22 protein-coding genes and 1 tRNA gene are annotated in these 22,038 nt (G+C 64.5%); 8 read left to right on the forward strand and 15 right to left on the reverse strand.

Annotated elements, in window-relative coordinates:
- Nucleotides 1–25 precede the first annotated feature (25 nt).
- The gene (gene ppk1 / locus ABIC76_RS17260) at nucleotides 26–2,197 is read right to left on the reverse strand and encodes a polyphosphate kinase 1 (protein WP_027681168.1); all 2,172 of its coding nucleotides are present in this window, start codon (nucleotides 2,195–2,197) and stop codon (nucleotides 26–28) included.
- 169 nt (nucleotides 2,198–2,366) lie between these two features.
- Between ppk1 and ppx the strand changes: the two genes are divergently transcribed.
- A complete protein-coding gene (gene ppx, locus ABIC76_RS17265) occupies nucleotides 2,367–3,905 on the forward strand; it encodes an exopolyphosphatase (RefSeq protein WP_027681169.1) in 1,539 nt (512 codons plus the stop codon).
- A gap of 80 nt (nucleotides 3,906–3,985) precedes the next feature.
- Here the strand turns inward: ppx and ABIC76_RS17270 are convergent, their stop codons facing one another.
- From ABIC76_RS17270 to ABIC76_RS17290, 5 genes are all read right to left on the reverse strand, one after another.
- Nucleotides 3,986–4,819, reverse strand: a complete 834-nt coding sequence (locus ABIC76_RS17270; protein ID WP_027681170.1) for a GNAT family N-acetyltransferase — start codon at nucleotides 4,817–4,819, stop codon at nucleotides 3,986–3,988.
- A 128-nt stretch (nucleotides 4,820–4,947) separates the two neighbouring features.
- A complete protein-coding gene (sixA, locus tag ABIC76_RS17275) occupies nucleotides 4,948–5,421 on the reverse strand; it encodes a phosphohistidine phosphatase SixA (protein WP_354534733.1) in 474 nt (157 codons plus the stop codon).
- 138 nt (nucleotides 5,422–5,559) lie between these two features.
- Nucleotides 5,560–5,636 (reverse strand) — tRNA-Pro (locus ABIC76_RS17280).
- 35 nt (nucleotides 5,637–5,671) lie between these two features.
- Entirely contained in the window at nucleotides 5,672–6,493 is an 822-nt protein-coding gene (locus ABIC76_RS17285; protein WP_354534666.1) for a sulfite exporter TauE/SafE family protein, read from the reverse strand.
- Between the two features lie 2 nt (nucleotides 6,494–6,495).
- Nucleotides 6,496–6,861: an ArsR/SmtB family transcription factor gene (locus tag ABIC76_RS17290; RefSeq protein ID WP_102067588.1), complete on the reverse strand. Its 366-nt coding sequence runs from the start codon at nucleotides 6,859–6,861 to the stop codon at nucleotides 6,496–6,498.
- Nucleotides 6,862–6,961: 100 nt separating this feature from the next.
- On the opposite strand from ABIC76_RS17290, the gene ABIC76_RS17295 reads away from it, so the two are divergent.
- Entirely contained in the window at nucleotides 6,962–7,822 is an 861-nt protein-coding gene (locus ABIC76_RS17295) for an MBL fold metallo-hydrolase (protein WP_354534667.1), read from the forward strand.
- A 4-nt stretch (nucleotides 7,823–7,826) separates the two neighbouring features.
- Here the strand turns inward: ABIC76_RS17295 and ABIC76_RS17300 are convergent, their stop codons facing one another.
- Nucleotides 7,827–8,723 (reverse strand): LysR family transcriptional regulator ArgP, encoded by an 897-nt coding sequence (locus ABIC76_RS17300; protein ID WP_354534668.1) that lies wholly within the window; start codon nucleotides 8,721–8,723, stop codon nucleotides 7,827–7,829.
- 74 nt (nucleotides 8,724–8,797) lie between these two features.
- On the opposite strand from ABIC76_RS17300, the gene ABIC76_RS17305 reads away from it, so the two are divergent.
- The gene (locus ABIC76_RS17305) at nucleotides 8,798–9,439 is read left to right on the forward strand and encodes a LysE/ArgO family amino acid transporter (protein ID WP_102067591.1); all 642 of its coding nucleotides are present in this window, start codon (nucleotides 8,798–8,800) and stop codon (nucleotides 9,437–9,439) included.
- 27 nt (nucleotides 9,440–9,466) lie between these two features.
- Here the strand turns inward: ABIC76_RS17305 and ABIC76_RS17310 are convergent, their stop codons facing one another.
- Nucleotides 9,467–9,694: a hypothetical protein gene (locus ABIC76_RS17310; protein ID WP_354534669.1), complete on the reverse strand. Its 228-nt coding sequence runs from the start codon at nucleotides 9,692–9,694 to the stop codon at nucleotides 9,467–9,469.
- Nucleotides 9,695–9,994: 300 nt separating this feature from the next.
- On the opposite strand from ABIC76_RS17310, the gene ABIC76_RS17315 reads away from it, so the two are divergent.
- A complete protein-coding gene (locus ABIC76_RS17315) occupies nucleotides 9,995–10,345 on the forward strand; it encodes an avidin/streptavidin family protein (RefSeq protein WP_354534670.1) in 351 nt (116 codons plus the stop codon).
- 6 nt (nucleotides 10,346–10,351) lie between these two features.
- Here ABIC76_RS17315 and ABIC76_RS17320 read toward each other — a convergent pair whose 3' ends face one another.
- Nucleotides 10,352–10,810 (reverse strand): MerR family transcriptional regulator, encoded by a 459-nt coding sequence (locus ABIC76_RS17320; protein ID WP_354534671.1) that lies wholly within the window; start codon nucleotides 10,808–10,810, stop codon nucleotides 10,352–10,354.
- An 88-nt stretch (nucleotides 10,811–10,898) separates the two neighbouring features.
- Between ABIC76_RS17320 and ABIC76_RS17325 the strand changes: the two genes are divergently transcribed.
- Both ABIC76_RS17325 and ABIC76_RS17330 read left to right on the forward strand, forming a co-directional pair.
- Entirely contained in the window at nucleotides 10,899–12,134 is a 1,236-nt protein-coding gene (locus ABIC76_RS17325; protein WP_354534672.1) for an NADH:flavin oxidoreductase/NADH oxidase family protein, read from the forward strand.
- 90 nt (nucleotides 12,135–12,224) lie between these two features.
- Entirely contained in the window at nucleotides 12,225–13,058 is an 834-nt protein-coding gene (locus ABIC76_RS17330; protein WP_354534673.1) for an aldo/keto reductase, read from the forward strand.
- 21 nt (nucleotides 13,059–13,079) lie between these two features.
- On the opposite strand, the gene ABIC76_RS17335 is transcribed toward ABIC76_RS17330, so the two are convergent.
- From ABIC76_RS17335 to ABIC76_RS17345, 3 genes are all read right to left on the reverse strand, one after another.
- A complete protein-coding gene (locus ABIC76_RS17335; protein ID WP_354534674.1) occupies nucleotides 13,080–13,499 on the reverse strand; it encodes a hypothetical protein in 420 nt (139 codons plus the stop codon).
- A gap of 514 nt (nucleotides 13,500–14,013) precedes the next feature.
- Nucleotides 14,014–16,713 (reverse strand): alpha-ketoglutarate dehydrogenase, encoded by a 2,700-nt coding sequence (gene mdeB, locus ABIC76_RS17340; protein WP_354534675.1) that lies wholly within the window; start codon nucleotides 16,711–16,713, stop codon nucleotides 14,014–14,016.
- A gap of 91 nt (nucleotides 16,714–16,804) precedes the next feature.
- Nucleotides 16,805–17,821, reverse strand: coding sequence for a 1-aminocyclopropane-1-carboxylate deaminase (locus ABIC76_RS17345; protein ID WP_024975458.1), 1,017 nt, complete (start codon nucleotides 17,819–17,821; stop codon nucleotides 16,805–16,807).
- A gap of 145 nt (nucleotides 17,822–17,966) precedes the next feature.
- Here ABIC76_RS17345 and ABIC76_RS17350 point away from each other — a divergent pair, with 145 nt between their 5' ends.
- Nucleotides 17,967–18,488 carry an Lrp/AsnC family transcriptional regulator gene (locus ABIC76_RS17350; protein WP_027681186.1) on the forward strand — a complete coding sequence of 174 codons (522 nt, stop codon included), beginning with the start codon at nucleotides 17,967–17,969 and terminating at the stop codon, nucleotides 18,486–18,488.
- Between the two features lie 130 nt (nucleotides 18,489–18,618).
- On the opposite strand, the gene ABIC76_RS17355 is transcribed toward ABIC76_RS17350, so the two are convergent.
- Nucleotides 18,619–20,097 carry an aminotransferase class V-fold PLP-dependent enzyme gene (locus ABIC76_RS17355; protein WP_354534676.1) on the reverse strand — a complete coding sequence of 493 codons (1,479 nt, stop codon included), beginning with the start codon at nucleotides 20,095–20,097 and terminating at the stop codon, nucleotides 18,619–18,621.
- Between the two features lie 145 nt (nucleotides 20,098–20,242).
- Here ABIC76_RS17355 and ABIC76_RS17360 point away from each other — a divergent pair, with 145 nt between their 5' ends.
- A complete protein-coding gene (locus ABIC76_RS17360; protein WP_147214506.1) occupies nucleotides 20,243–20,713 on the forward strand; it encodes an Lrp/AsnC family transcriptional regulator in 471 nt (156 codons plus the stop codon).
- A 55-nt stretch (nucleotides 20,714–20,768) separates the two neighbouring features.
- Here the strand turns inward: ABIC76_RS17360 and ABIC76_RS17365 are convergent, their stop codons facing one another.
- Nucleotides 20,769–21,827: a type VI secretion system protein TssA gene (locus ABIC76_RS17365; RefSeq protein WP_354534677.1), complete on the reverse strand. Its 1,059-nt coding sequence runs from the start codon at nucleotides 21,825–21,827 to the stop codon at nucleotides 20,769–20,771.
- 76 nt (nucleotides 21,828–21,903) lie between these two features.
- A complete protein-coding gene (locus ABIC76_RS17370; protein WP_354534678.1) occupies nucleotides 21,904–22,038 on the reverse strand; it encodes a hypothetical protein in 135 nt (44 codons plus the stop codon).

The following is a 22,038-nucleotide window of genomic DNA, read 5'->3' on the forward strand; positions in this document are numbered from 1 at the left end:
TTTCGTTTGCGGGCAGGCCCGAACATCAGCCTGCGGAGATCTCCACCGGAGCGCGCACCGTCGGTTCAGCAGCCGTCGCTGCCGCCACCGCGGCCGCCGTCTCCGCAGCTGCAGCTGCCTGCGGCGAGAAGTGGTTCAGCAGTTCCAACTGGCTGACGCGCACATGCTTGCCGCGCGTCTGGCGCTGCACGTAGCGACCATCCTGTTGCATGATCCACGCCGATGCGTTGTCGCGCAGATGCACCTGCAGGCTCTCCTTGATGACGCGTGCCTTGAGCTTGCGATCGAGCACGGGGAAGGCCACCTCCACGCGGCGGAACAGGTTGCGGTCCATCCAGTCGGCGCTCGAGAGATAGACGACTTCCTCGCCGCCGGCATGGAAGTAGTAGACGCGGTGATGCTCCAGGAAGCGGCCGACGATGGAGCGCACGGTGATGTTCTCCGACAACCCAGGTACGCCCGGCTTGAGCGCGCACACACCGCGCACGATCAGGTCGACCTTCACGCCCGCGCGCGACGCCTTGTACAACTCGTCGATGATGGTCGGTTCCAGCAGCGCATTCATCTTGCCGATGATGCGCGCACGTTTGCCCGCACGCGCGGCGCGCGCCTCGGCGCGGATATGCTCGATCAGGTTGTCGTGCATCGTGAACGGCGAGTGCCACAGATGATGCAGCTTGACCTGCGCGCCGGTGCCCGTCAGCAGCTGGAACACGTGGTGCACGTCTTCGCAGATCTGGTCGTTGGCCGTCATGAGGCCGAAGTCGGTGTAGAGCCGGGCAGTCTTGGGGTGGTAGTTGCCGGTGCCCAGATGCGCGTAGCGGCGCAGCTTGACCGTCTTGCCCTTGCCGGACACCTCACGGCGCACCACCAGCAGCATCTTCGCGTGGCACTTGTGGCCGACCACGCCGTACACAACATGTGCGCCGGCCGATTCCAGCTGGTCGGCCCAGTTGATGTTCGTCTCTTCGTCAAAGCGCGCGAGCAGTTCGACGACAACGGTCACCTCCTTGCCGTTGCGCGCCGCCTTGATGAGCGCTTCCATGACCGTCGATTCGTTGCCGGTGCGGTAGACAGTCTGCTTGATGGCAACCACGTCGGGGTCGCGCGCGGCTTGCTGCAGCAGCTCCAGCACGGGCGTGAAGCTTTCGTACGGATGGTGCAGCAGGATGTCGCCCTGGCGGATGGCGTCGAACACGTTCGAGCTGTTGGCGACTTGCCTGACTGTTGCCGGCACGTGCGGCGGGTACTTCAGCACCGGCTTGTCGACCATGTCCGGCACCTGCAGCAGTCGTACGAGGTTCACCGGGCCCTTGACGCGGTAGCAGTCCGCTTCCGTCAGGCCGAATTCCTGCAACAGACGCACGACCAGCGCCGGCGACGTGTCGTGCGCGATTTCGAGACGCACCGCATCGCCAAAGTGGCGCGTGGACAGTTCGCCCTGCAGCGCTTCGCGCAGGTCCGTGATTTCATCTTCCGATACGAACAGGTCGGAGTTGCGCGTCACGCGGAACTGGTAGCAGCCATGTACGTCGATCTGCGGGAACAGCTCATGCACAAAGCCCTGCATGAACGACGACAGCAGCACGAAACCATACTGATAACCCGACAGCTCCGGCGGCATCTGCACAAGCCGGGGCAGGGCGCGCGGCGCCTGCACGATCGCCAGTTCAGCCTCACGGCCGAAGGCATCCTTGCCAGACAGTTCGATGATGAAGTTCAGGCTCTTGTTGAGCACGCGCGGGAAGGGGTGCGCCGGGTCCAGCGCCATCGGCGTCAGGATCGGCACCAGTTCGCGCTGGAAGAAGCTGCGGCACCAGGCGCGCTGGGCTTCGTTCCAGTTGGTGGTCATGTGGAAGAAGACGCCTTCCTTCTCCAGCAGGGGCAGGATCTCATCCTGCAACATGGCATACTGTTGCGCGACCAGTTGCCGCACTCGCTCAGAGACCACGCCAAATGCCTGCTGCACCGACAGCCCGTCGGGCGTGACCGACGAAGGGTTGTCGCGCATCTGCTCTTTCAATCCGGCAATGCGGATCTCAAAGAACTCATCGAGATTGCTCGACACGATGCAGATGAATTTCAGCCGCTCCATCAGCGGCACACCCGGGTCAGCGGCCTGGGCGAGCACACGGGCATTGAATTCCAGGATGCCCAGTTCGCGATTGAGCAGATCGCCCGCGGGCAATGTCGACATGTTGTGTTCAGACGGATGACGATCCGGCCACTTTTTCATAGTTCAGTGTCAAATTTGTGACACATTGGATTTGTCACGTTCGGGACACAATAAAGACATATTTTGTTGCGCATTGTTTCGAACGACAATACTCCGCGCCCCTGATCCTGCTTCTCACCCGTTTTCATTCATGAGTCCCACCCCCCGTCTGCTGGCTGCTGTCGACATGGGCTCCAACAGCTTCCGGCTGATGATCGGCCGCGTCGACGAAACCCCTGGTGCCAACGGCGCCAGCAGCGCCCAGATCTTCCAGGTCGACGCGCTGCGAGAGCCGGTGCGTCTGGCCGCCGGGCTAACGCAAGATAAATACCTGGATCAGCCCGCACGCCGCCGCGGCGTCGATGCCTTGCGCCGCTTCGGCGACCGCCTGCGTGATTTCCCGCCCGAGCATGTGCGCGCCGTGGCCACCAACACCTTGCGCGTGGCCAAGAATGCGCAGGAATTCCTGATCGAGGCGGAAGCCGCGCTGGGGTTTCCCATCGAAGTGATTGCGGGCCGCGAAGAGGCACGGCTGATCTATCTCGGTGCATCGCATGACGCGCCGGCGTGCCAGGGCAACCGGCTTGTCGTCGACATCGGCGGTGGTTCGACGGAGTTCATCATCGGCAACGGCTACAAGCCCAAGCTGATGGAGTCGCTGTACATCGGCTGCGTGTCGCACAGCCGGCATTTCTTCCCGAACGGCAACGTTGATGAATATGCGATGAAGCAGGCCGAGTTGGCTGCGCGTCGCGAGATCCAGGTGCTCGTCCAGCAGTACCGCACGGCAGGCTGGAATCAGGCCGTGGGCTCATCCGGTACGGCACGTGCGCTGGCCGAGCTGATCGAGCTGAACGGCTTCAATGACAAGAGCAACGAACACGGCATCACGCGTGAAGGGCTGGAGCGCCTGAAGCGCGCCCTCGTCAAGTCGGAGAACACCAACCGCCTGAAGCTCAACGGCCTGAAGGCGGACCGCATTCCGGTCCTGCCGGGTGGCCTGTCGATCATGCTCGGCGTGTTTGCCGAACTCGATGTCGACCGCATGGACGTGACCGATGGCGCCTTGCGCCTGGGCGTGCTGTACGACCTGCTCGGCCGCACGCATCACGAAGACATGCGCACGGTGACGATCGAACAGTTCATGCGCCGTTACAACGTCGACCGTGCGCAGGCGAGCCGTGTCCGCGATGCGGCGACGGCGCTGCTGTCGCAGTTTCCCGATCCGCCCGACGAGCGCCGCGAAGACAATCTCGCGCTGCTGGGTTGGGCCGCCAACCTGCACGAGATCGGCATGAGCATCTCGCACAGCGGATACCACAAGCACTCGGCGTACATCGCCAGCCATGCCGATATGCCGGGCTTTTCCAAGACCGATCAGGCGCGTCTGGCCACGCTGCTGCTGGGCCACGCCGGCAAGCTCGGCAAGCTCTCGGGCGGCGGCAAGTTCCTGGATTGGCGGATGCTGTTCAGCCTGCGTCTGGCGTTCGTGCTGTGCCGTCGGCGCGGGGCAATCCAGTTGCCGGGCTTGCGCGTGCGTCACAGCGAAGGCGAACTCAATGAAGGCGGTTTCGAAGTCGAGCTGCCAAAAAGCTGGATCGAGCAAAACCCGCTGGTCGAATACAGCCTGATGAAGGAAGCCGACGAATGGCAGCGCATCGGCCGCCGCTACAAGGTGGTGTACGTGTAAAGCGTTGCGCCGCATCCTAAGCAAAACGGCCCGGAATGACCCGGGCCGTTTTCTTTTGCGGCGAGCTGTTCGGCGTGATATCAGCCGCGCAGGAAGTGGCGTGCGTAGCGCGGGTTGATGTCCGACAGACGCAGCAGCGTGAGGAAGTCAGCGACGTTGAAGTCGGGGTCCCACGCCGGTGCGCCGCAGATGCGTGCGCCCAGGCGCAGATAACCCTTCACGAGCGCAGGCGGTTCGACTTCCAGATCCTGGTTCAGCTCATCCACAGGCAGTGCCACGCGCGGGAAGGCGTGGTACTCGATCGGCGCGAGCGAGCCATCGTCGACGAAGCTGCGATACAGGCTAGCAGCAAAGTGACCGCCGTCGCCCATCGACACGCTCGCGCAGCCCAGCATCGATTCGAAACCGTGGCGCTGCATGTATTCGCCGAGGCCGGCCCACAGCGCCATGATGACGCTGCCCGAGCGGTAGTCGCGGTGCACGCATGAGCGGCCGAGTTCCACCATCTTCGGGCGCAGGTGGGCTAGGCGCACGAGGTCGAATTCGGATTCGGAGTACAGGCAACCGATCTGCTTGGCGGCGTCCGGGCGCAGCACGCGATAGGTGCCGACCACGCGCAGCGTCTTCTGGTCGCGCACGATCAGGTGGTCGCACACGGCATCGAACATGTCGACGTCCAGCTCGGTGTGAGCCGAGGGCAGGCGGGCGCCCATTTCTTCGGCAAACACCTTGTAGCGCAGGCGCTGTGCTTCCGTTACTTCATCCTGATGGCGCGCCCACGAAACGGCCAGAACAGGCTTGTCACGCGCCGGAACAGCTTCGGGTGAGCGAGGAAGGCCCCTCCGAGCGTTGCCCAGATTCAGGCTCGGCAGTGCGTCGATCAACGGCTGGGTGGGCGTGGGCAGGTCTCGCATTCGTGCATCCCCAAGGGTGGATTTCGGGGCGATTCTAGAGACGCTGCATGACAGATCCGCGACAAAAGCGTGTCAATCGTGACCGTTGCGTGAATTTTGCGTGGCGATCCTGTGACCAGGGTGATGTGTCACACGATATCGGGATTCACCACCGCCCGCAGCACCGTCTGCGCTTCGTCTTCGCGCATGCGGCGGCAGAGCCACCACACGCCGGCTTTCTTCACGCTCCAGTCCATTTCCGTGCCTGTGATGAGCAGGCTGGCGAGGCGGCCGAGCCACGGTTGATGGCCGACCAGCAGCAGGTTCGTGTTCGACGGCCAGTCCAATGCATCGAGGATCTCGCTGACATCGGCGCCGGGCGCGAGTGCGGCCAGCGTCTGGAAATGCTGGGTGAGGGCGCGTGCGGTCTGCTGCGTGCGCACGGCCGGGCTGGCGAGTACGAGCGTGTCGTCCGGCAGGCGAGGCCGCAGCCAATCGGCCATCTTCTCGGCCTGCTTGTGGCCGCGCTTGGTGAGTTCCCGCTGGAGATCGGTGTTGCGCTGAATGCGCAGCGATGCGGCCACGTCTTCGGCTTCAGCGTGGCGCCACAGGATGAGGTTCATGGAGGAAGTGAGCGACATTGCACGATACGGATGCTGTCGTTATAGCATCGGCAGATGACACCCTGCGTTGCAGCGCGCCGCGCCAAACAAAAACGGCTTACGTAGTGAACGTAAGCCGTTTTGTTTGCTGCTCAATTCTGGTCGGGGCGGCAGGATTTGAACCCGCGGTCTTCCGGTCCCAAACCGGACGCGTTACCAGACTACGCTACGCCCCGAAGACCGCGATTGTACCGCTTTTGCAACACGCCGGTCAAATCAGTGTTCGGGCGATCATCCCAAGCGCCACGACGCCTGCGAACGCGGCAAAGCCTTGCTGCAGCGCCGGTCCTGCCAAATGCTGCGCAAAGCGTCGTCCCACCAGCATGCCGGTCAGGGCGCCGGCTGCAAACGGCAGTGCGATATGCCAATCGACATGTCCGCCGATGGCCGAAGCGACCACGCCGCCCGTGGACACCAGCGCAATCACTGCCAACGAGGTGGCGACGATGGTCTGCATCGGCAGATCGGTCGCGCGGCGCAACGCGGGCACGATGACAAAGCCGCCCCCCACGCCCAGCAGCCCGGACAGAAAGCCTGCGCCCGCACCGGCTGCAGCCAATGCGCGCGCGCACGGCAGCGTCCAGACGAGCCTGGCCGTGGTGGTATCAAGGTGGCAGGGCGGTCCTGTCCGCGTCGGCTGCGACTCGGTTGCCGGCGCTGCGCGCGCTTGGCGGAACATGCGCACCGCCACATAGGCGAGCACCACGGCAAACAGCAGCGTGAGCGGCGTGTTCGGCACGCGATGTGCAACCCAGATGCCGAACGGCGAGATCGCCACGCCGCACAGCGCCATCAACCCGGCGGCCTTGTAGCGGACCTTGCCTTCCCGCAAGCCGAGCATCGCACCGAGCCCCGCGGACAGCCCCACCGCCAGCAGCGCGATGGGCGCAGCCTCCGGCACCGACAGATGCAACCCGAAAATCAGCAGCGGCACCGCGACGATCGCACCGCCTGCCCCTGTCAACGCCAGAATGAGCCCGACCACAGAGCCCAGCCCCGCGCTGACGATCCAACCCGCTTCCACAGGCGACATGGTCAACGTCCCGCCATCTTCTTCAAGACCTTGCCGCAGTAAAGCTCGGACAGCGTCTGCATGATCTGGATGACCTCGAAGCTGGCGAGCCGGTAATAGATGTATTTGCCTTCGCGCCGCGTGGTGACCAGCCCTTCGTCGCGCAGCACGCCCAATTGCTGCGACAGGCTGGGCTGATGCAGGCCGACCAGCGCCTCCAGCTCGCCGACATTGCGCTCGCCCTGCGTGAGCTGGCAGAGCAGCAGCAGGCGGTCTTCGTGCGCCATGGCCTTGAGCACGGCACACGCTTGCGACGCAGAGGCGCGCAGCATGGAAATGGCGGCATCGGGCAGCGGCACGACGTCGGGATTGGTAGTGGAGTGACTCATCGCGGTGTGATGCAGGGGCTATGCGCGCGTGTTGCGCTATTGGCAGACAGAATGTCAGACGATATTCTATAAAAATATAGATTGTTAGCAAAAGCCCGCCATGCACGCCCAGATCGAATCCTTCTTCGACCCCGATACCTGCACCGTGACCTACGTGGTGCACGCGGGGCCCGGCACGCCGTGCGCCGTGATCGATTCCGTACTCGATTACGACCCGAAATCGGGCCGCACGACGACGCGGTCCGCGGACCGGGTTGCGGCATTCATCGAAGCGCAGGACTTGCGTGTCGAATGGCTGCTGGAGACGCACGCGCATGCCGATCACCTCTCGGCCGCGCCGTATCTGCGTGGGCGTTTCGGCGGGCGCATCGCCATTGGCGAGCGTATTCGCGTCGTGCAGGGCGTATTCAAGCCGATCTTCAATCTCGAGCCGGCATTCCTGCTCGATGGCTCACAGTTCGATCATCTGTTTGCGCCCGACGAGGTCTTCCATATCGGCGATTTGCAAGCCAAGGCGCTTGCCGTGCCGGGCCACACGCCGGCGGACATGGCCTATCAGGTGGGCGATGCGGTGTTTGTGGGCGACACGCTGTTCATGCCCGACGTGGGCACTGCGCGCTGCGATTTTCCGGGCGGGAATGCGGGCACGCTGTACCAGTCGATTCGCCGTCTGCTGGATCTGCCGCCGCAGACGCGGCTCTACATGTGCCACGACTATCCGCCCGCCGGCCGAGAAGCCGTGTGCCACACCACCGTGGCCGAGCAGCGCCGCGCCAACATCCATGTACGTGATGGCGTGACCGAGGCCGAGTTCGTCGAGATGCGCACAAAGCGCGATGCCACGCTGGGCATGCCCACGCTGATGCTGCCGGCCATTCAGGTGAACATTCGCGCGGGCATGCTGCCGCCGGCGGAGCCGAACGGCGTGCAGTACCTCAAGATTCCGCTGAACGCGCTGTAACGAATCAAGGTGCAAGTAGCGCGGCGCGCGCCGCCGTCATCACCTCGCGGCTGAGTTCGTCGAGCAGCGCGGAGGCCGCCCGCGCGTGCTGCCAGTACAGCGGAACGTCCAACGGCGTATCCGGCACCAGCTCCACCAGCGAACCGTCTTCAAGATGCTGCGCAATCAGCGCATGCGGATGCAGCCCCCAGCCCATGCCCGCCACGGCCGCAGTCACAAACGCCTGTGACGACGGCAGTAGATGGCGCGGCAGTTCCACGTGTCGATGGCACAGGCGCCGCGCCCAGGTGGCCTGCAACGCATCCTTGGTGTTGAACACGAGGCAGGGCGCTTTCGCCAGTTCACCTGCGCCGACACCGTCCGCGAAATATTGCTGCACGAATGCGGGACTGGCCGCCGCCAGATAACGCATGGCCCCGAGAGGACGGCTGTTGCAGCCCGCCGCCGGCCGAGCCGTGGCGGTAACGGCTGCCAGCACGGCACCGCTGCGCAGCCATTCGCTGGTGTGATCCTGATCATCCACGGCCACCTCCATCAACACCGGGTGGGCCGCAGCGAATGTGGCGATGGCCGGGGCGAGCCACGTCGCCAGGCTGTCCGCATTCACGGCAATGGGCAGCGCAACGCGCGCGACGCCTTCCGGCGCCAGCGTTGGCAGCGCGCCTTGCAGTTCCTGTTCGAGCAGACGCACGCGATCGACGTGCTGGCAAAGCCGCCGGCCTGTTTCGGTCGGTCGGCACGGCTGGTCGCGCACGACCAGCGCGCAGCCCATGCGCTCTTCCAGCAACCGAATCCGCTGCGAAATGGCCGACGGCGTGACGTGCAGTGCGCGGGCTGCCCGCTCGAAGCTGCCTTCTCGGATGACGGCAGCCAGCGCCGCCAGGGCGGAATAATCCAGCACGAAAATTAGAGAAACTGAATTGAATGAAGAAAAGATAGTTTGTCTTCATTCAATCGGGCCGGCAAGCTGCGCGCATGACGACCTCGATTGCAACTTCCTCTTCCGTCTTCCTGCAGGGCTTGGCCTTGAGCTTTGGCCTGATCGTGGCTATCGGCGCGCAGAACGCGTTCGTGCTGCGTCAGGGCCTGCGCCGTGAGCATGTGGGCAGCGTCGTGCTGTTCTGTGCGATGGCCGATGCGGTGCTGATCCTGGCGGGCGTGCTGGGCATGGCGCAGGCGTTGGGCGAACGACCCAGCCTCGCGCGATTTCTTGCGTTGGCGGGCGCCGCGTTCCTGTTGCTGTATGGCGTGCAGGCGCTGCGGCGGGCGCGGCATTCCAACCAGTTACGAGCCGCCGCAGGCGGGGATGGCCTCAGCCGGCGCGCGGCGCTGGCGCAGGCCGCGGCCTTTACGCTGCTCAATCCGCACGTCTATCTGGATACGGTGCTGCTCGTGGGCAGCATTGGCGCGCAGCAAGCCTCGGCATTGCGTGGCTGGTTTGTGGCGGGCGCCGGGTCGGCCAGCCTCTTCTGGTTTGTGTCGCTGGGGTTTGGCGCGCGCTGGCTCGCGCCATGGTTTGCCCGGCCGAAAGCGTGGCAGGTGCTGGACGGGTTGATTGGCGTGACGATGCTGGTGCTGTCCGCCTTGCTGCTGCGTCACGCCCTGGGCGGTTTTTGATTCGATTCGGTGCCCGTTCCGTGCCGGTTATGCCACCGCCCCCAGCATGCCCTTGCACGCCCGCAACACGCCCAGCGACTTCAGCAGCGCATGCCCCTGCAGCGTGACGCGCGGCTCGCTCACGCCGGGGCTTGGGCGTTCCAGCGTGATGAGCTGAAGCGCGAGCAGCGTTTCCATATCGAGCGTATCCAGGTCTCGTGGGTGCGAGTCGCCGCACAGCAATACCAGCGTCGCAATTTCGTGTGGGCTCAGCATCGTTGTCTCCAGCTTGTTTTGTAAGGGACGGTGCCTGTTCCGTCGCGCGGATGGCTTTTGTACAAAGCCCCGCGTAAGCGTTACTGCATGGCCTGCATCGGAGGCGCCACCGGCCGCTCTGCGGTGTGCTGCTACGCGATCTGAAGTGCGTTTCCTTTGGCGCTGACGCCGGCGTTTGCGGCATCGCGCGCGGGGGAGGACGCAATTGCCATTCCCGCGGCCGCCATGCCGCGCTCCCGAACGGGTACAGGTTCTGCTGCCTCCGATACGTTCAGCACAAGAACGATGTGAGGAGGCGAAATGGCAACCTGGACAGGCAGTTGGAAAAACCAGTACGGCTCCGTCGTGACATTGAAGGAAGACGGCGAGCGGCTGTCCGGCACATTCCGTACGGCGCTGGACGACAGCGGCTTCTTTGGCCGGGACTACGACGTGGTCGGAACCTGCCACGGGGATTGCATCGCGTTTGCGTTTGCTGGCGCGACGCCCAAGGGCGACATGGTGTGTGCGTTCACCGGCGTGCTGCGTGCAGGCAAGTTGGAAACGGTCTGGCACGTCGTGTCGGACCAGGCCACCGATGGCGAGGGCAAGCGCGCGTGGCCGCATGCCGTCATGACCAACGCCGACACGTTCGAGCGTGTCTCGGAATAGGCGGCGTCAGCCGCGCTTTCTTGTGGCGCGCACCTGCGGTTCGGCTGTCGGTTGTTCCAGCGGCCGGAGGTTCATCTTGTCGAACACGCGGCGCGCGCGGTCGGCGCAGTCTTCGCCGTCGGGCTCGTGGTCCACTTCGCGGATGAGCGCAAGCAGGTCGCGCTTGTTTTGCGCCAGGCGCTGCTCCAGTACGCCGATTTCCGCGACCTTGCTGTGCAGCGCCTGCAGCAGGTCTTCGCGCGGCCACGCGCCTTGGTGTCCGGGCAAGAGGGCGCGAATCTCTTCCAGCGAGAACCCCGCGCTTTGCGCGCGCAGGATGATCTGCAGCCGCGTCACCGATTCCGGCGCGTATTCCCGATAACCATTGGATTGGCGCTCCGCCGGTTGCAACAGGCCGCTCGCTTCATAAAACCGAATTCGGGAGGCGGCCACGCCGCTCAAGCGGGCCAGTTCACCAATCTTCATGTGCGTGCTCCGCAGACTTGACATTCAAGTTGACTTTAATCTTAGGGTTGAGGTGTCGTCAAACGTCAAATCCCCCGCGGATGCCACCATGAAGCTCTTCACGCCCCTCGTTCTGCCCAACGGCGCGGTGATTCCGAATCGCCTTGCCAAAGCCGCCATGGAAGAGAACATGGCCGATGCCGATCACGCGCCTTCCGACGCGCTGCTGCGCCTGTATGAAGCCTGGGCCGCCGGCGGCGCGGGCCTGATCCTGACCGGCAACGTGATGGTCGACCACCGCGCCATGACAGGCCCCAACGGCGTCGTGCTGGAAGACGGCGCGCATCTCGAACGCTTTCGCCGTTGGGCCCAGGCGGCGCGTGCCCACGGCGCGCATGCGTGGGTACAGATCAACCATCCTGGGCGGCAGATGCCGGCATCGCTCGGACAGCCGACGGTGGCGCCGTCGGTAGTCCCGCTGGCGCTAGGCGCGCTGTCCAAGCAGTTCCCGGTGCCGCGCGAGATGACCGAGGCGGATATCCGCGATTTCCAGCAGCGCTTCACGCGCAGCGCGCAACTGGCCGAGCAGAGCGGCTTTACCGGTGTGCAGATCCACGCCGCACATGGTTATCTGCTGAGCCAGTTTCTGTCGCCCATTTCCAACCTTCGACAGGACCAGTGGGGCGGCCCGATCGAAAACCGTGCGCGCCTGCTGCTCGATATCGTGCGCAGCGTGCGCGCCGCCGTGTCGCCGCAGTTTGTGGTGGCGGTCAAGCTGAACTCGGCCGATTTCCAGCGCGGTGGCTTCAGTCCGGACGATGCAAAGCAGGTGGTCGAGCTGCTCAATCCGCTGGGCGTCGACCTCGTTGAACTCTCCGGCGGCAGCTACGAAGTGCCGGCCATGCAAGGGCAGGCGCGCGATGGACGCACACTCGCCCGCGAAGCGTATTTCCTGGAATTCGCCCGCGACATTGCGGGCATTGCCCGCATGCCGCTGATGGTCACGGGCGGCATCCGGCGCCGGGCCGTGGCGGAGCAGGTGGTCGACAGCGGTGTCGATATGGTGGGCATTGCGACGGCGTTGTCCATCGATCCGAACCTGCCGCGCGACTGGGCGGGAGGCAAGAACAGCGCGCCGGTGCTGCAGCCCATCACGTGGAAGAACAAGGCGCTGGGCGCACTCGCCAACATGGCTGTCGTCAAGTTTCAGCTCGGCCGGTTGAGCAAGGGGCGCACGACGGCCCCTGGCGTGTCGCCTCTGCGGGCGCTGATCGAGCAGCAACTGGCCGCGGCCTGCCAGTCGCGGCGCTATCGCCGGTGGGCGGCGCAACGTCAGGCGCGCTAGTCGTATTTTCTGATCGGACGGGCGCGACCTTAACGGCGCGCCGCGTCTCTTGTAGATTCATGTTTTGCCTGACCGATCGGAAAGCACGACATGAAACACGTCACTCTGCCCAACGGCGAACGCGTCCCTGCACTCGGCATGGGCACCTGGAACATGGGCGACAACCGCGCCACCCGTGCCGAAGAAATCGCCACGCTGCGCCTGGGCCTCGACCTGGGTTTGCGCCTGATCGACACGGCCGAGATGTACGGCGAAGGCCTCTCCGAATCATTGATTGGCGAGGCCATTGCCGGACGGCGCGATGAGGTCTTTCTCGTCAGCAAGGTCTATCCGCACAACGCCAGCCGGCGCGGTATCGCCGCGGCGTGCGAGCGCAGCCTGCGCCGCCTCGGCACCGACCGGCTCGATTTGTACCTGCTGCACTGGCGTGGCGATGTGCCGTTCGAAGAAACATTGGAAGGCCTGCAGGCCCTGCAGCGCGACGGCAAGATCCGCCAGTACGGCGTGAGCAATCTTGACCTGTCCGATATGGAGGAGTGGTGGGACACGCCCGGCGGCGATCAGACCGCCGTCAATCAGCTGCTCTACAACCTCAGCCGGCGCGGCATCGAATGGGATGTGTTGCCCTGGCTGCGCGAGCGCCGCGTGCCGGTGATGGCCTATTCGCCCATTGAGCAGGCGCGGCTCGTTCGGCATCCGAAGCTGGTGCGCTTTGCGCAGGAGTCCGGCATGACGCCAGCACAGGTGGCGCTCGCGTGGCTGTTGGCGAATGACGACATCATCGCGATTCCCAAGACCGGCCACCGTGACCGCTTGCGCGAGAACATCGGGGCGCTGTCGCACCCGCTCACGGCTGAGCAGCTTGCGACGCTGGACAGCATCTTCCCGCCGCCCAAGGGGCCGCGCGCGCTGGAGATGCTCTGAGCGGCCAAGTGCGCTAAGCGCTCAGCGCGACTTCGCCAGGTAGCGCGCGTGGTCGACGTAGCCCATCAGGTAGACGCGGGCCTTCTCGCGGGTGTCTTGGGTGACGCGGTCGGCGGCCTTGCGCGCGCCGGATGAAGACATCGACGTGCTGAGATGGTCGCGGAAACCGTCGTGCATGGTGCGCAGGTCGCCTTCGCACGCGTCGAGCGCGGAGGCGACCACAGCCTTCGTCTGCGTGGTGCCCGGCACGCCGCTATCGGCCTGGCGCTGCACGCACGCCATGTAGTTGGCGCGCAGCACCTGCCAGCCGTTGTCTACGCTGGCGTCAGTGGCGGCCGCAGCGGCGGTGGTCGAATCAACGGGCTGCTGTTGCGGGTGCGATGCGCAGGCACCGAGCAAGGCCAGCAGGACAAGAGACGAGCAAGTCAGGGCTTTTTCCATGGCATGGAATGTACTGCAGGGCCTCGCTGCTTGCGCTACGCGAAGTCGACCGGGATGCACGCCGTAACATTTGGAAACGAAAAAGGGTGCTGACGAAACGCCCTTGGCCGAATCCGCCGCACGATCGATTTCACGAGACTCCGCCCAGGACCATTTCGCTGCGCCGATGCATCGACCGCAGCCAGCGCCGCGATTCAGCGCGCCACGCGCCGACAGCAAAGCGCGACGCGCGAGGCAAAAAGCCCGGGCAGTCGAGCAAAAAAGCCTCGTGGGCCGAGTTCTGAGCCTTAATCGTCGAGCAAAAAGCTCGGCACGCCGAGCAAAAAGCTCGACACACGGAGCAAAAAGCTCGGCACGCGGAGCAAAAAGCTCGGCGCACGGAGCAAAAAGCTCGATACGCGGAGCAAAAAGCTCGACACACCGAGCAATTAGCGCCACACGCCGAGCAAAAAGCCTCAAACGTCGAGCTTCGATCTCCGCGAGCGGAGCTAAAAGCCCCGCGAGTGCAGATTGTTCAGCGCATCCACGGCGCGTCGGCCATGGTCGCGTGTTTGCCGTAGCGTGCAGCCGCCTCACGCACCACGGCGTGATCCAGTTCACCGTCGTCGGCGAGCGCCTTCAGTGCGGCGATGACGATGGACGCGCGGTCCACTTCGAAGAACGCGCGCAGCGCCCTGCGGGAATCGCTGCGGCCGAAGCCGTCGGTGCCGAGCGTGACGTAGCGGCGCGGCACATGTGCACGGATCAGCTCCGGCACGGCGCGCACATAGTCGGTGGCCGCGACGACGGGGCCGCGTGATGCGCGCAAGACGGTCTCTACGTACGAAGGCGCGGCTTCTTCGCCCAGGCGGGCGACGCGCTCCGCAGCGATGGCCTCGCGGTGCAGCTCGGAAAAGCTCGTGACGCTCCAGGTGGCCGCGTCGATGTTCCAGTCGTCCTGGAGCATCTGCGCGGCGGCCATGACTTCGCCCAGGATGGCGCCGGAGCCGAGCAACTGCACGCGCGCGGTCGGCAGACGTTGCGGCGTCAGCGGATACATCCCTTTGAGAATGCCCTCGCGCACGTCACGATCCGGCATCGACGGCTGCGCGTAGTTCTCGTTCGTCACCGTGAGGTAGTAGAACGTGTCCTCCTGGCGCTCCAGCATTGCGCGCATGCCTTCGTCGAGGATGACGGCCACCTCGTAGGCAAAGGCCGGGTCCCACGCGCGGCAGTTCGGCACGGTGGATGCGGCAAGATGGCTCGCGCCGTCCTGATGCTGCAGGCCTTCTCCGCCGAGCGTTGTCTTGCCCGCCGTGGCACCGATCAGGAAGCCGCGCGCGCGCTGGTCTGCCGCTGCCCAGATGAGATCGCCGATGCGCTGGAAGCCGAACATCGAGTAGTAGATGTAGAACGGCAGCATCGGCAGATCGTGCGTGCTGTAGGCGGTGGCGGCGGCAATCCACGACGAGATGGCGCCAGCCTCCGAGATGCCTTCCTCCAGGATCTGGCCGCTCGTGTCTTCGCGGTAATACAGCATCGAACCCAGATCTTCCGGTTCGTATTGCTGGCCCAGCGGCGAATAGATGCCGACCTGGCGGAACATGCTCGCCATGCCGAACGTGCGCGCCTCGTCCGCCACCACCGGCACCATGCGCGGGCCCAGCGTGTCGTCTTTCAGCAGGTTGCCGAACATCCGCACGATCGCCATCGTGGTCGACATCTCGCGGCCTTCGGCTTGCAGTGCGAATTGTCCCCAGGATGGCAACGCAGGCACGGTCAGCGCCTGCGTTGCCGCCTTCCGCCGTCTGGGCAGATAGCCTCCGAGGGCAGCCCGGCGCGCATGCAGGTATTGCATCTCCGGGCTGTTTGGCGCTGGCTTGTAAAACTTCAATTGCTCGACGTCGGTGTCCGACAGCGGCAGGCCGAAGCGATCGCGAAACGCCTTGAGCTGATCGACGTCGAGCTTCTTCTGCTGGTGCGTCGTCATCCGGCCTTGCCCAACGCTGCCCATGCCAAAGCCTTTCATCGTCTTGGCGAGGATCACGGTGGGCTGGCCGGTGTGCTGCAGCGCGCGGGCGTAGGCGGCGTGGAGCTTGCGCACGTCGTGGCCGCCGCGGCGCAGGCGGTCGATGTCTTCGTTGCTGAAATGCGAGACGAGCGCGGCAAGCTCGGGGTTCTGGCCAAAGAAGCGCTCACGGTTGTAGGCGCCGTCGTTGGCGGAGAAGGTCTGGAACTGGCCGTCGACGGTCTGCGCGAATGCACGCAGCAAGGCGCCCGAATGGTCGCGGGCGAAGAGGGCATCCCAGTCCGAGCCCCACAGCACCTTGATGACGTTCCAGCCGGCACCCGTGAACTGCGCTTCGAGTTCGTCGACGATGCGGCCGTTGCCGCGCACGGGGCCGTCGAGCCGCTGCAGGTTGCAGTTGATGACGAACACGATGTTGTCGAGCCGCTCGCGCGCCGCCAGCGACAGCGCGCCGATCGATTCCGGCTCGTCCATTTCGCCGTCGCCAAAGAAGCCCCACACCTTGCGTTCGGCGGTTTGCAGCAGCCCGCGGTTGTGCAGGTAGCGCATGAAGCGCGCCTGGTAGATCGCATTGATCGGCCCGATGCCCATCGACCCGGTCGGGAACTGCCAGAACTCGGGCATCAACCACGGATGCGGATACGAGCACAGCCCCGGACCGGTGATTTCGCGCCGATAGTGTTCGAGCTGCGTTTCACTCAGGAAGCCTTCGAGATACGCACGTGCGTAGACGCCAGGCGACGAGTGCGGCTGGAAGTAGACGAGATCGCCGCCGTGCACCGCGTTGTCTGCCCGGAAGAAATGGTTGAAGCCGACTTCGAACAGATCGGCGGCCGAGGCGTAGCTGGCGATGTGGCCGCCCAGCTCGCCGTAGGCCTGGTTGGCGCGCACCACCATGGCGAGCGCGTTCCAGCGCAGCGCGGCGGCCAGTCGCTCTTCGGTATCGATGTCGCCGGGATACGGCGGCTGCGCCTCGACAGGGATCGTGTTGGCGTAGGGCGTGACGCGGGCGAGAGCGGTGCCGACGCCCAGCTTTGCGGCGCGCTCCGCCAAGCGGTCGAACAGAAACTGCGCGCGGGCGGTGCCGGCATGCTGGACGACGGCCTCCAGCGCTTCGAGCCATTCGGCGGTTTCCCCTGGGTCGCTGTCTTCGATGCGGTGCGCGAGGGAGCGCATCGACGCGGCGCCGGTCGATAAATCCGTCATGACGGGTCCTGCCTGAAGGAAGGATGGGAAGGCGGGCCGTGATCATGCGATGCACGCCCGCGCCCGGATGCGCCGCCGCGGCGGCGCTGCATCAACCGTTGCGGAAGATGAAGCTGTAAGCGTTGAGTGCCGGCACGCCGCCCAGGTGGGCGTACAGCACGCGCGAGCCTTCAGGAAATTCACCGTTGCGCACCATGTCGATCATGCCGTGCATGGATTTCCCTTCGTACACCGGGTCGGTCAGCATGGCTTCCTGGCGTGCGCACAGGCGAATGGCTTCGAGGGTGCCTTCATTGGGCAAGCCGTATTCCGGGCCGCCGTAGCGCGTGTCGAGCACCACGTCCTTCTCCGTGATGTTTCGGCCGAGGTCCACCAGTTCGGCGGTGTGCTGCGCGATGCGGAGGATCTGCGCGCGCGTCTGTTCGGGCTTGGCCGAGGCATCGATGCCGATCACCTTGTCGGCCCGGCCATCCGCCGCAAAGCCGACGACCATGCCGGCTTGCGTGCTGCCCGTGACCGAGCACACCACGATGTAGTCGAACTTGAAGCCCAGCTCCGCTTCCTGCTGGCGTACTTCCTCAGCAAAACCGACAAAGCCCAGGCCGCCGAGCGGATGTTCGGAACAGCCGGCCGGAATCGGGAACGGCTTGCCGCCGCGCTTGCGCACGTCTTCCATGGCCTGTTCCCAGCTGGGCCGGATGCCGATGTCGAAGCCCGCTGCATCAAGGCGCACGTCGGCGCCCATGATGCGCGACATCTCGATATTGCCGACGCGGTCGTACACGGCGTCGGAGTAGTTCACCCAGTTTTCCTGCACCAGCACGCACTTGAGGCCGAGGTGCGCGGCCACGGCGGCCACCTGGCGCGTCTGGTTCGACTGAATGCCGCCAATGGACACCAGCGTGTCGTACCCGCCTTCCAGCGCTTCCGGGATCAGGTATTCCAGCTTGCGCGTCTTGTTGCCGCCGAAGGCCAAGCCGCTGTTGCAGTCTTCACGCTTGGCAAACAGCTCCACCTTGCCGCCCAGGTGCGCGCTCAATCGTTTCAGCGGTTGGATGGGTGTCGGGCCGAACGTCAGGGGATAACGGGGAAATCGCTGCAGGTTCATGAGGTGGCTCCTTCAGTGCCGCAAATGGCGGGATGTCGGAAACCAATGGTACGCAGAACGCCGCGAAATGAGGTTGCAAAGATCGTCTACTATCCGGAACGTAGTCGGCCGTAGACCAGATGACGAATATCTTTATTTCTTGAAAATGAAAAAGAGCGAAACAAAATTGCAGGAGGATTCTGACGCGTCGGCAGCTTCGGCGCGCCACGCCTTGGATCGCACCGATCGCGCGATTCTCCGGGCGCTCCAGCGCGATGCGTCCATCTCGAACGTGGCCCTGGCGGCCAAGGTGAACCTCAGCCCGCCGGCCTGCCTGCGCCGCGTGGAACGGCTCAAGGAGCTGGGGCTGATCAAGGGGATTGTTGCGCTGCTCGATCCGAGGGCGCTGGATCTGGGGTCGCTGGTGATGATCGGCGTCGTGCTGGATCGCTCGACGCCGGAATCGTTCACCGCATTCGAGAAAGCGGTGCAGAAGGTGCCCGGCTGCCTGGAGTGCCACGTCGTGACGGGCGAATTCGATTACTTCATGCTCGTGCGCACGAAAGACAACGAAGGCTACAACCGGCTCCACGCCGAGCAACTGCTGTATCTGCCCGGCGTGCGGCAGATACGGACGTTCATGGTGCTCAAGCAGGTGCTATCGACGACGGAGCTGCCGGTGGCGTAGCGTCGCGAACAAAACCCTCCTGGCGTCGTTGCGCCTCCTTGCCGTACCAGTTGTACTGTCTGCGTCGGCGCGCCTAGCCAGGCCCGCTTCGCTGGGTTTTGTTAGCGACGCTTGGCAGCCGGGCTGAGGCTCAGCTCTTGCGCTGCTCCATCAGGCGGTTCCACAGCATGCCGGCCCGGTTGCCGCTTCTGCAATACGCGAGGATGGGCTTGGGCAGCGTGTCGACCAAGGCGCCGAATGCGGCAACGTCTGCATCGCCAATGCCGTTCGGCTCGACCGGCAGGTAGCGCGCTTCCAGGCCCAGTTCGCGGGCGGCGGCGGCAATGTCCTCGAAGGCGGGCTGGTCGCTGCTTTCGCCATCGGGGCGGTTGCAGATGACCGAGCGGAAACCGGCATTGCGGATGGTCTTCAGATCGGCCGGCATGATTTGCCGCGATGCGGTCAATCCGCTCGATGCCGTGGCGCGGCATTGCTCGATCGCGCGCTGGAAGCACGCCGCGGCAAAGTCGACGTTTTGTTCGGTGGCAAAGCGGCCCAGGCTGATGCGGACGGTGCGGCCTGCGGCATCGGCATCCAGGCCGATGGCCGTCAGCACGTGCGATGGTGTGCCTGCTGCAGAGTTGCACGCCGATGTGGACGACACGGCAAGGTCGTCGCCCAGCATCATCGGCATGAAGCCCGGCGCGTTGACCGTCAGGCTGAGGGTGTGGGGAATGCGTCGTGCCACATCGGCGTTCTGCACCACGTCGCCCAGGGCGAGCACCGCTGCCTTCAGCCGCTGGCTCAGCGCACCAATGCGAGCGGTTTCGTGCTCCAGTTCAACGGCCGCCAATTCACACGCCACGCCCATCCCGACAATCTGATGCGTCGCCAGCGTGCCCGAGCGCAGACCACGCTCATGGCCGCCGCCGTGGATTTGCGGCGCAATGCGCGAGGCGATGTCGCGGCGGACATACAGCGCGCCGATCCCCTTCGGCCCATAGACCTTGTGGGCGGACATCGAGAGCATGTCGATGCCGAGTGCCCGCACATCGATCGGCGTCTTGCCGAGTGCCTGCGCGGCGTCGACGTGGAACAGCGCGCCGGCGGCATGCACGATCTGCGCGATCGTGCCAACGTCGGTCAGCGTGCCCAGCTCGTTGTTCACTAGCATGAGCGAGACGAGACCGGTGTCGGGCGTCATCGCAGCGGCCACGGCTTCGGGCGTTATTTCACCGTCGCGTGTCGGCGAGAGATACGTGACCGAACAGCCGCGCGCCGCCAGGTTCGCCATCGTGTCGAGAATGGCCTTGTGTTCGATGCGGCTGGTGATGAGGTGGCGCTTGCTGGTGGCCGCGTCTGCGTAGCCCTTCAGCGCGAGGTTGTTGGATTCGGTGGCGCCCGACGTCCAGATGATCTCGTCGGCATCGGCGCCGATGAGCGCGGCAACTTGCTCGCGCGCTTGCTCGACCTTGTTCCGCGCAACGCGGCCGGTCGCGTGTGAACTCGACGCTGGGTTGCCGAAGGCGCCTTCCATGCCAAGGCAGGCGGTCATGGCTGCAATTACGCGCGGGTCGGCGGGCGTGGTTGCTGCGTAGTCGAGGTAGTGGAGGGTATTGCAGTCGCTCATTTCGTTTCTGTGCTGCGGTGGATGCTGGGAAAATGATACGGCGGACAGCCGGGAAAAATAATTCAAAGTTTCCTGGGAAATCCTCGATGTGGCGGGGAATATTCTCTAAAATCAAGCTTCCATAGAAGAAAGTTTCTCTACAGAAATGGATGCCATTGACCGCGAACTACTGAGGCTGCTACAGGCCGATGCGACGCTGCCCATCGCAGAGCTGGCGCAGCGCGTGAACCTCTCGCAAACGCCGTGCTGGAAGCGGGTGCAGCGGCTCAAGGACACGGGCGTCATTCGCGCCCAGGTGGCGCTGTGCGATGCGCGCAAGCTGGGCGTCGGCACCACGGTGTTCGTGGCCGTGCGCACCGATCAACACACCGAGAAATGGGCGCAGCGTTTCACGCAGGTGGTGCGCGATATGCCCGAGGTGGTGGAGGTCTACCGGATGAGCGGCGAGATGGACTATCTGCTGCGCGTTGCGGTGGCCGGCATCGAAGACTACGACCGCGTGTACAAGCACCTCATCAAGTCCGTGCCGCTGTCGGATGTGAGTTCATCGTTCTCGATGGAGCAGATCAAGTATTCGACGGCGCTGCCGGTGCGGGATGGGGGGCAGGGGGAGTGAGGGCTTGGGTGGTGCGCCAGTCGGATGGTTGTATCGCGGCTGAACGTGGGACTCTTCAGTGCTCCCGCGCCCAGCGTTCAACAAGCTCTGCCGGAATCGCCTGATACACCTCATCAAAGCGCTTGCCGGTCAGCCGTTCTGCTTGCTTGAGCAGAAGCGCAACAGGGCTGCTCGGCTCATGCGCCTCGAACCAGACCCGGGCGGCTTGAATGGAGGCGAGGGCGGTATTACGGTCCATGACGGGCTCAGGTGGGTTGCTATCAAGCGGCGTTACTACCGGGCCCTCGATGGTGCTGCCCATCAAGCCTTGTGAGACGGCCGGCGAGCGTTCCGAGACCGGAAGTGCAATCACAGCAGGTGCTGCCGGTGGTGACGCGCCAGTCACCGTATCCAGCAGTCGCAACAAGGTGCCCAGGTCAGGATAGTCGTTCGGAAGGTGATGTCGCGCCCAGGAGTCGATCGATGACGCAAAGGCTTGAGCCTCGTCCAGCGCGCACAGTACCGCGCCGTTTTGTTTGCGCAGTTCGTAGAGCTGGTGCTGCACTGCCTCGGGTGCCAACGCATCTGCTGCGCGTGGAGTGCTCAATGATCGCTCGACGTCGCGCACTCGCAGGCGCAACACGCCGTTGGTTGAGATCACTAGATCGCGCACGTCGTGCATCAGCCCCTGCGGGTCGGCCAAGGCGGCCAGCGCGTTAGCGCGCACGGCCGGGTCCGGCTCACCGTCCACCACCACTTGCGGGTAGATGGTCTCCGGCCATGTCTCTAGCAATCGAGACAGAATGCACAGCCCGTCCCGCAACCCAATTGCCTGGTCCAACCGGACCCGGCAGCGCACCAGCAATATGAGGATACGAATATCCCGCGTGCGCAGCAGCAGGCGACGGCAGTCTCGCTCCACTTCCGTCCAGTTGATTGCCTCAGGAGGGCTGACAAAATCACCATACTGAGCATCTTGCTTAGGCGTGACCTTACTTTGTAGAAGAACGAAATCGGGGTCGTATTCCAGATCGCTCCCGCACGGATGCGCCTCGGAGATGGGCTCCAACAGCTCGGGGAAGATCAAGGCACGGAGCGCGGGCTGCGCATCTTTGGTTTTCTTGCTGAAGAACATGTGATGGGTAAGCGGCGGCTGTGGCGCCACCGCCATGTGGTCATTTCGACGGGCGGAGAGTTGTTGAGGGAGCGTCTCAGTGCTTCGCGTACTGCTCCGGCTCGAACACCATGCCGGTAATGGCACGGTTGCGGTCAGGCTCGCCCAGCCAGGTCGACCATCCCAGGCGTTCCGATGAGCCGAGCACGGCTGGCGGAGCAGCGTCAGGCAT

This window comes from Ralstonia sp. 1138 (genome assembly GCF_040544795.1).
Classification (GTDB): domain Bacteria; phylum Pseudomonadota; class Gammaproteobacteria; order Burkholderiales; family Burkholderiaceae; genus Ralstonia; species Ralstonia flatus.

Excerpts from the sequence above, each read along its gene's own strand:
- ppk1 (WP_027681168.1), bottom strand. The coding sequence starts at position 2,197 with ATGTCGACATTGCCCGCGGGCGATCTGCTCAATCGCGAACTGGGCATC.
- ppx (WP_027681169.1), top strand. The coding sequence starts at position 2,367 with ATGAGTCCCACCCCCCGTCTGCTGGCTGCTGTCGACATGGGCTCCAAC.
- ABIC76_RS17270 (WP_027681170.1), bottom strand. The coding sequence starts at position 4,819 with ATGCGAGACCTGCCCACGCCCACCCAGCCGTTGATCGACGCACTGCCG.
- sixA (WP_354534733.1), bottom strand. The coding sequence starts at position 5,421 with ATGAACCTCATCCTGTGGCGCCACGCTGAAGCCGAAGACGTGGCCGCA.
- ABIC76_RS17285 (WP_354534666.1), bottom strand. The coding sequence starts at position 6,493 with ATGTCGCCTGTGGAAGCGGGTTGGATCGTCAGCGCGGGGCTGGGCTCT.
- ABIC76_RS17290 (WP_102067588.1), bottom strand. The coding sequence starts at position 6,861 with ATGAGTCACTCCACTACCAATCCCGACGTCGTGCCGCTGCCCGATGCC.
- ABIC76_RS17295 (WP_354534667.1), top strand. The coding sequence starts at position 6,962 with ATGCACGCCCAGATCGAATCCTTCTTCGACCCCGATACCTGCACCGTG.
- ABIC76_RS17305 (WP_102067591.1), top strand. The coding sequence starts at position 8,798 with ATGACGACCTCGATTGCAACTTCCTCTTCCGTCTTCCTGCAGGGCTTG.
- ABIC76_RS17310 (WP_354534669.1), bottom strand. The coding sequence starts at position 9,694 with ATGCTGAGCCCACACGAAATTGCGACGCTGGTATTGCTGTGCGGCGAC.
- ABIC76_RS17315 (WP_354534670.1), top strand. The coding sequence starts at position 9,995 with ATGGCAACCTGGACAGGCAGTTGGAAAAACCAGTACGGCTCCGTCGTG.
- ABIC76_RS17320 (WP_354534671.1), bottom strand. The coding sequence starts at position 10,810 with ATGAAGATTGGTGAACTGGCCCGCTTGAGCGGCGTGGCCGCCTCCCGA.
- ABIC76_RS17325 (WP_354534672.1), top strand. The coding sequence starts at position 10,899 with ATGAAGCTCTTCACGCCCCTCGTTCTGCCCAACGGCGCGGTGATTCCG.
- ABIC76_RS17330 (WP_354534673.1), top strand. The coding sequence starts at position 12,225 with ATGAAACACGTCACTCTGCCCAACGGCGAACGCGTCCCTGCACTCGGC.
- ABIC76_RS17335 (WP_354534674.1), bottom strand. The coding sequence starts at position 13,499 with ATGGAAAAAGCCCTGACTTGCTCGTCTCTTGTCCTGCTGGCCTTGCTC.
- mdeB (WP_354534675.1), bottom strand. The coding sequence starts at position 16,713 with ATGACGGATTTATCGACCGGCGCCGCGTCGATGCGCTCCCTCGCGCAC.
- ABIC76_RS17345 (WP_024975458.1), bottom strand. The coding sequence starts at position 17,821 with ATGAACCTGCAGCGATTTCCCCGTTATCCCCTGACGTTCGGCCCGACA.
- ABIC76_RS17350 (WP_027681186.1), top strand. The coding sequence starts at position 17,967 with ATGAAAAAGAGCGAAACAAAATTGCAGGAGGATTCTGACGCGTCGGCA.
- ABIC76_RS17355 (WP_354534676.1), bottom strand. The coding sequence starts at position 20,097 with ATGAGCGACTGCAATACCCTCCACTACCTCGACTACGCAGCAACCACG.
- ABIC76_RS17360 (WP_147214506.1), top strand. The coding sequence starts at position 20,243 with ATGGATGCCATTGACCGCGAACTACTGAGGCTGCTACAGGCCGATGCG.
- ABIC76_RS17365 (WP_354534677.1), bottom strand. The coding sequence starts at position 21,827 with ATGTTCTTCAGCAAGAAAACCAAAGATGCGCAGCCCGCGCTCCGTGCC.
- ABIC76_RS17370 (WP_354534678.1), bottom strand. The coding sequence starts at position 22,038 with ATGCCTGACGCTGCTCCGCCAGCCGTGCTCGGCTCATCGGAACGCCTG.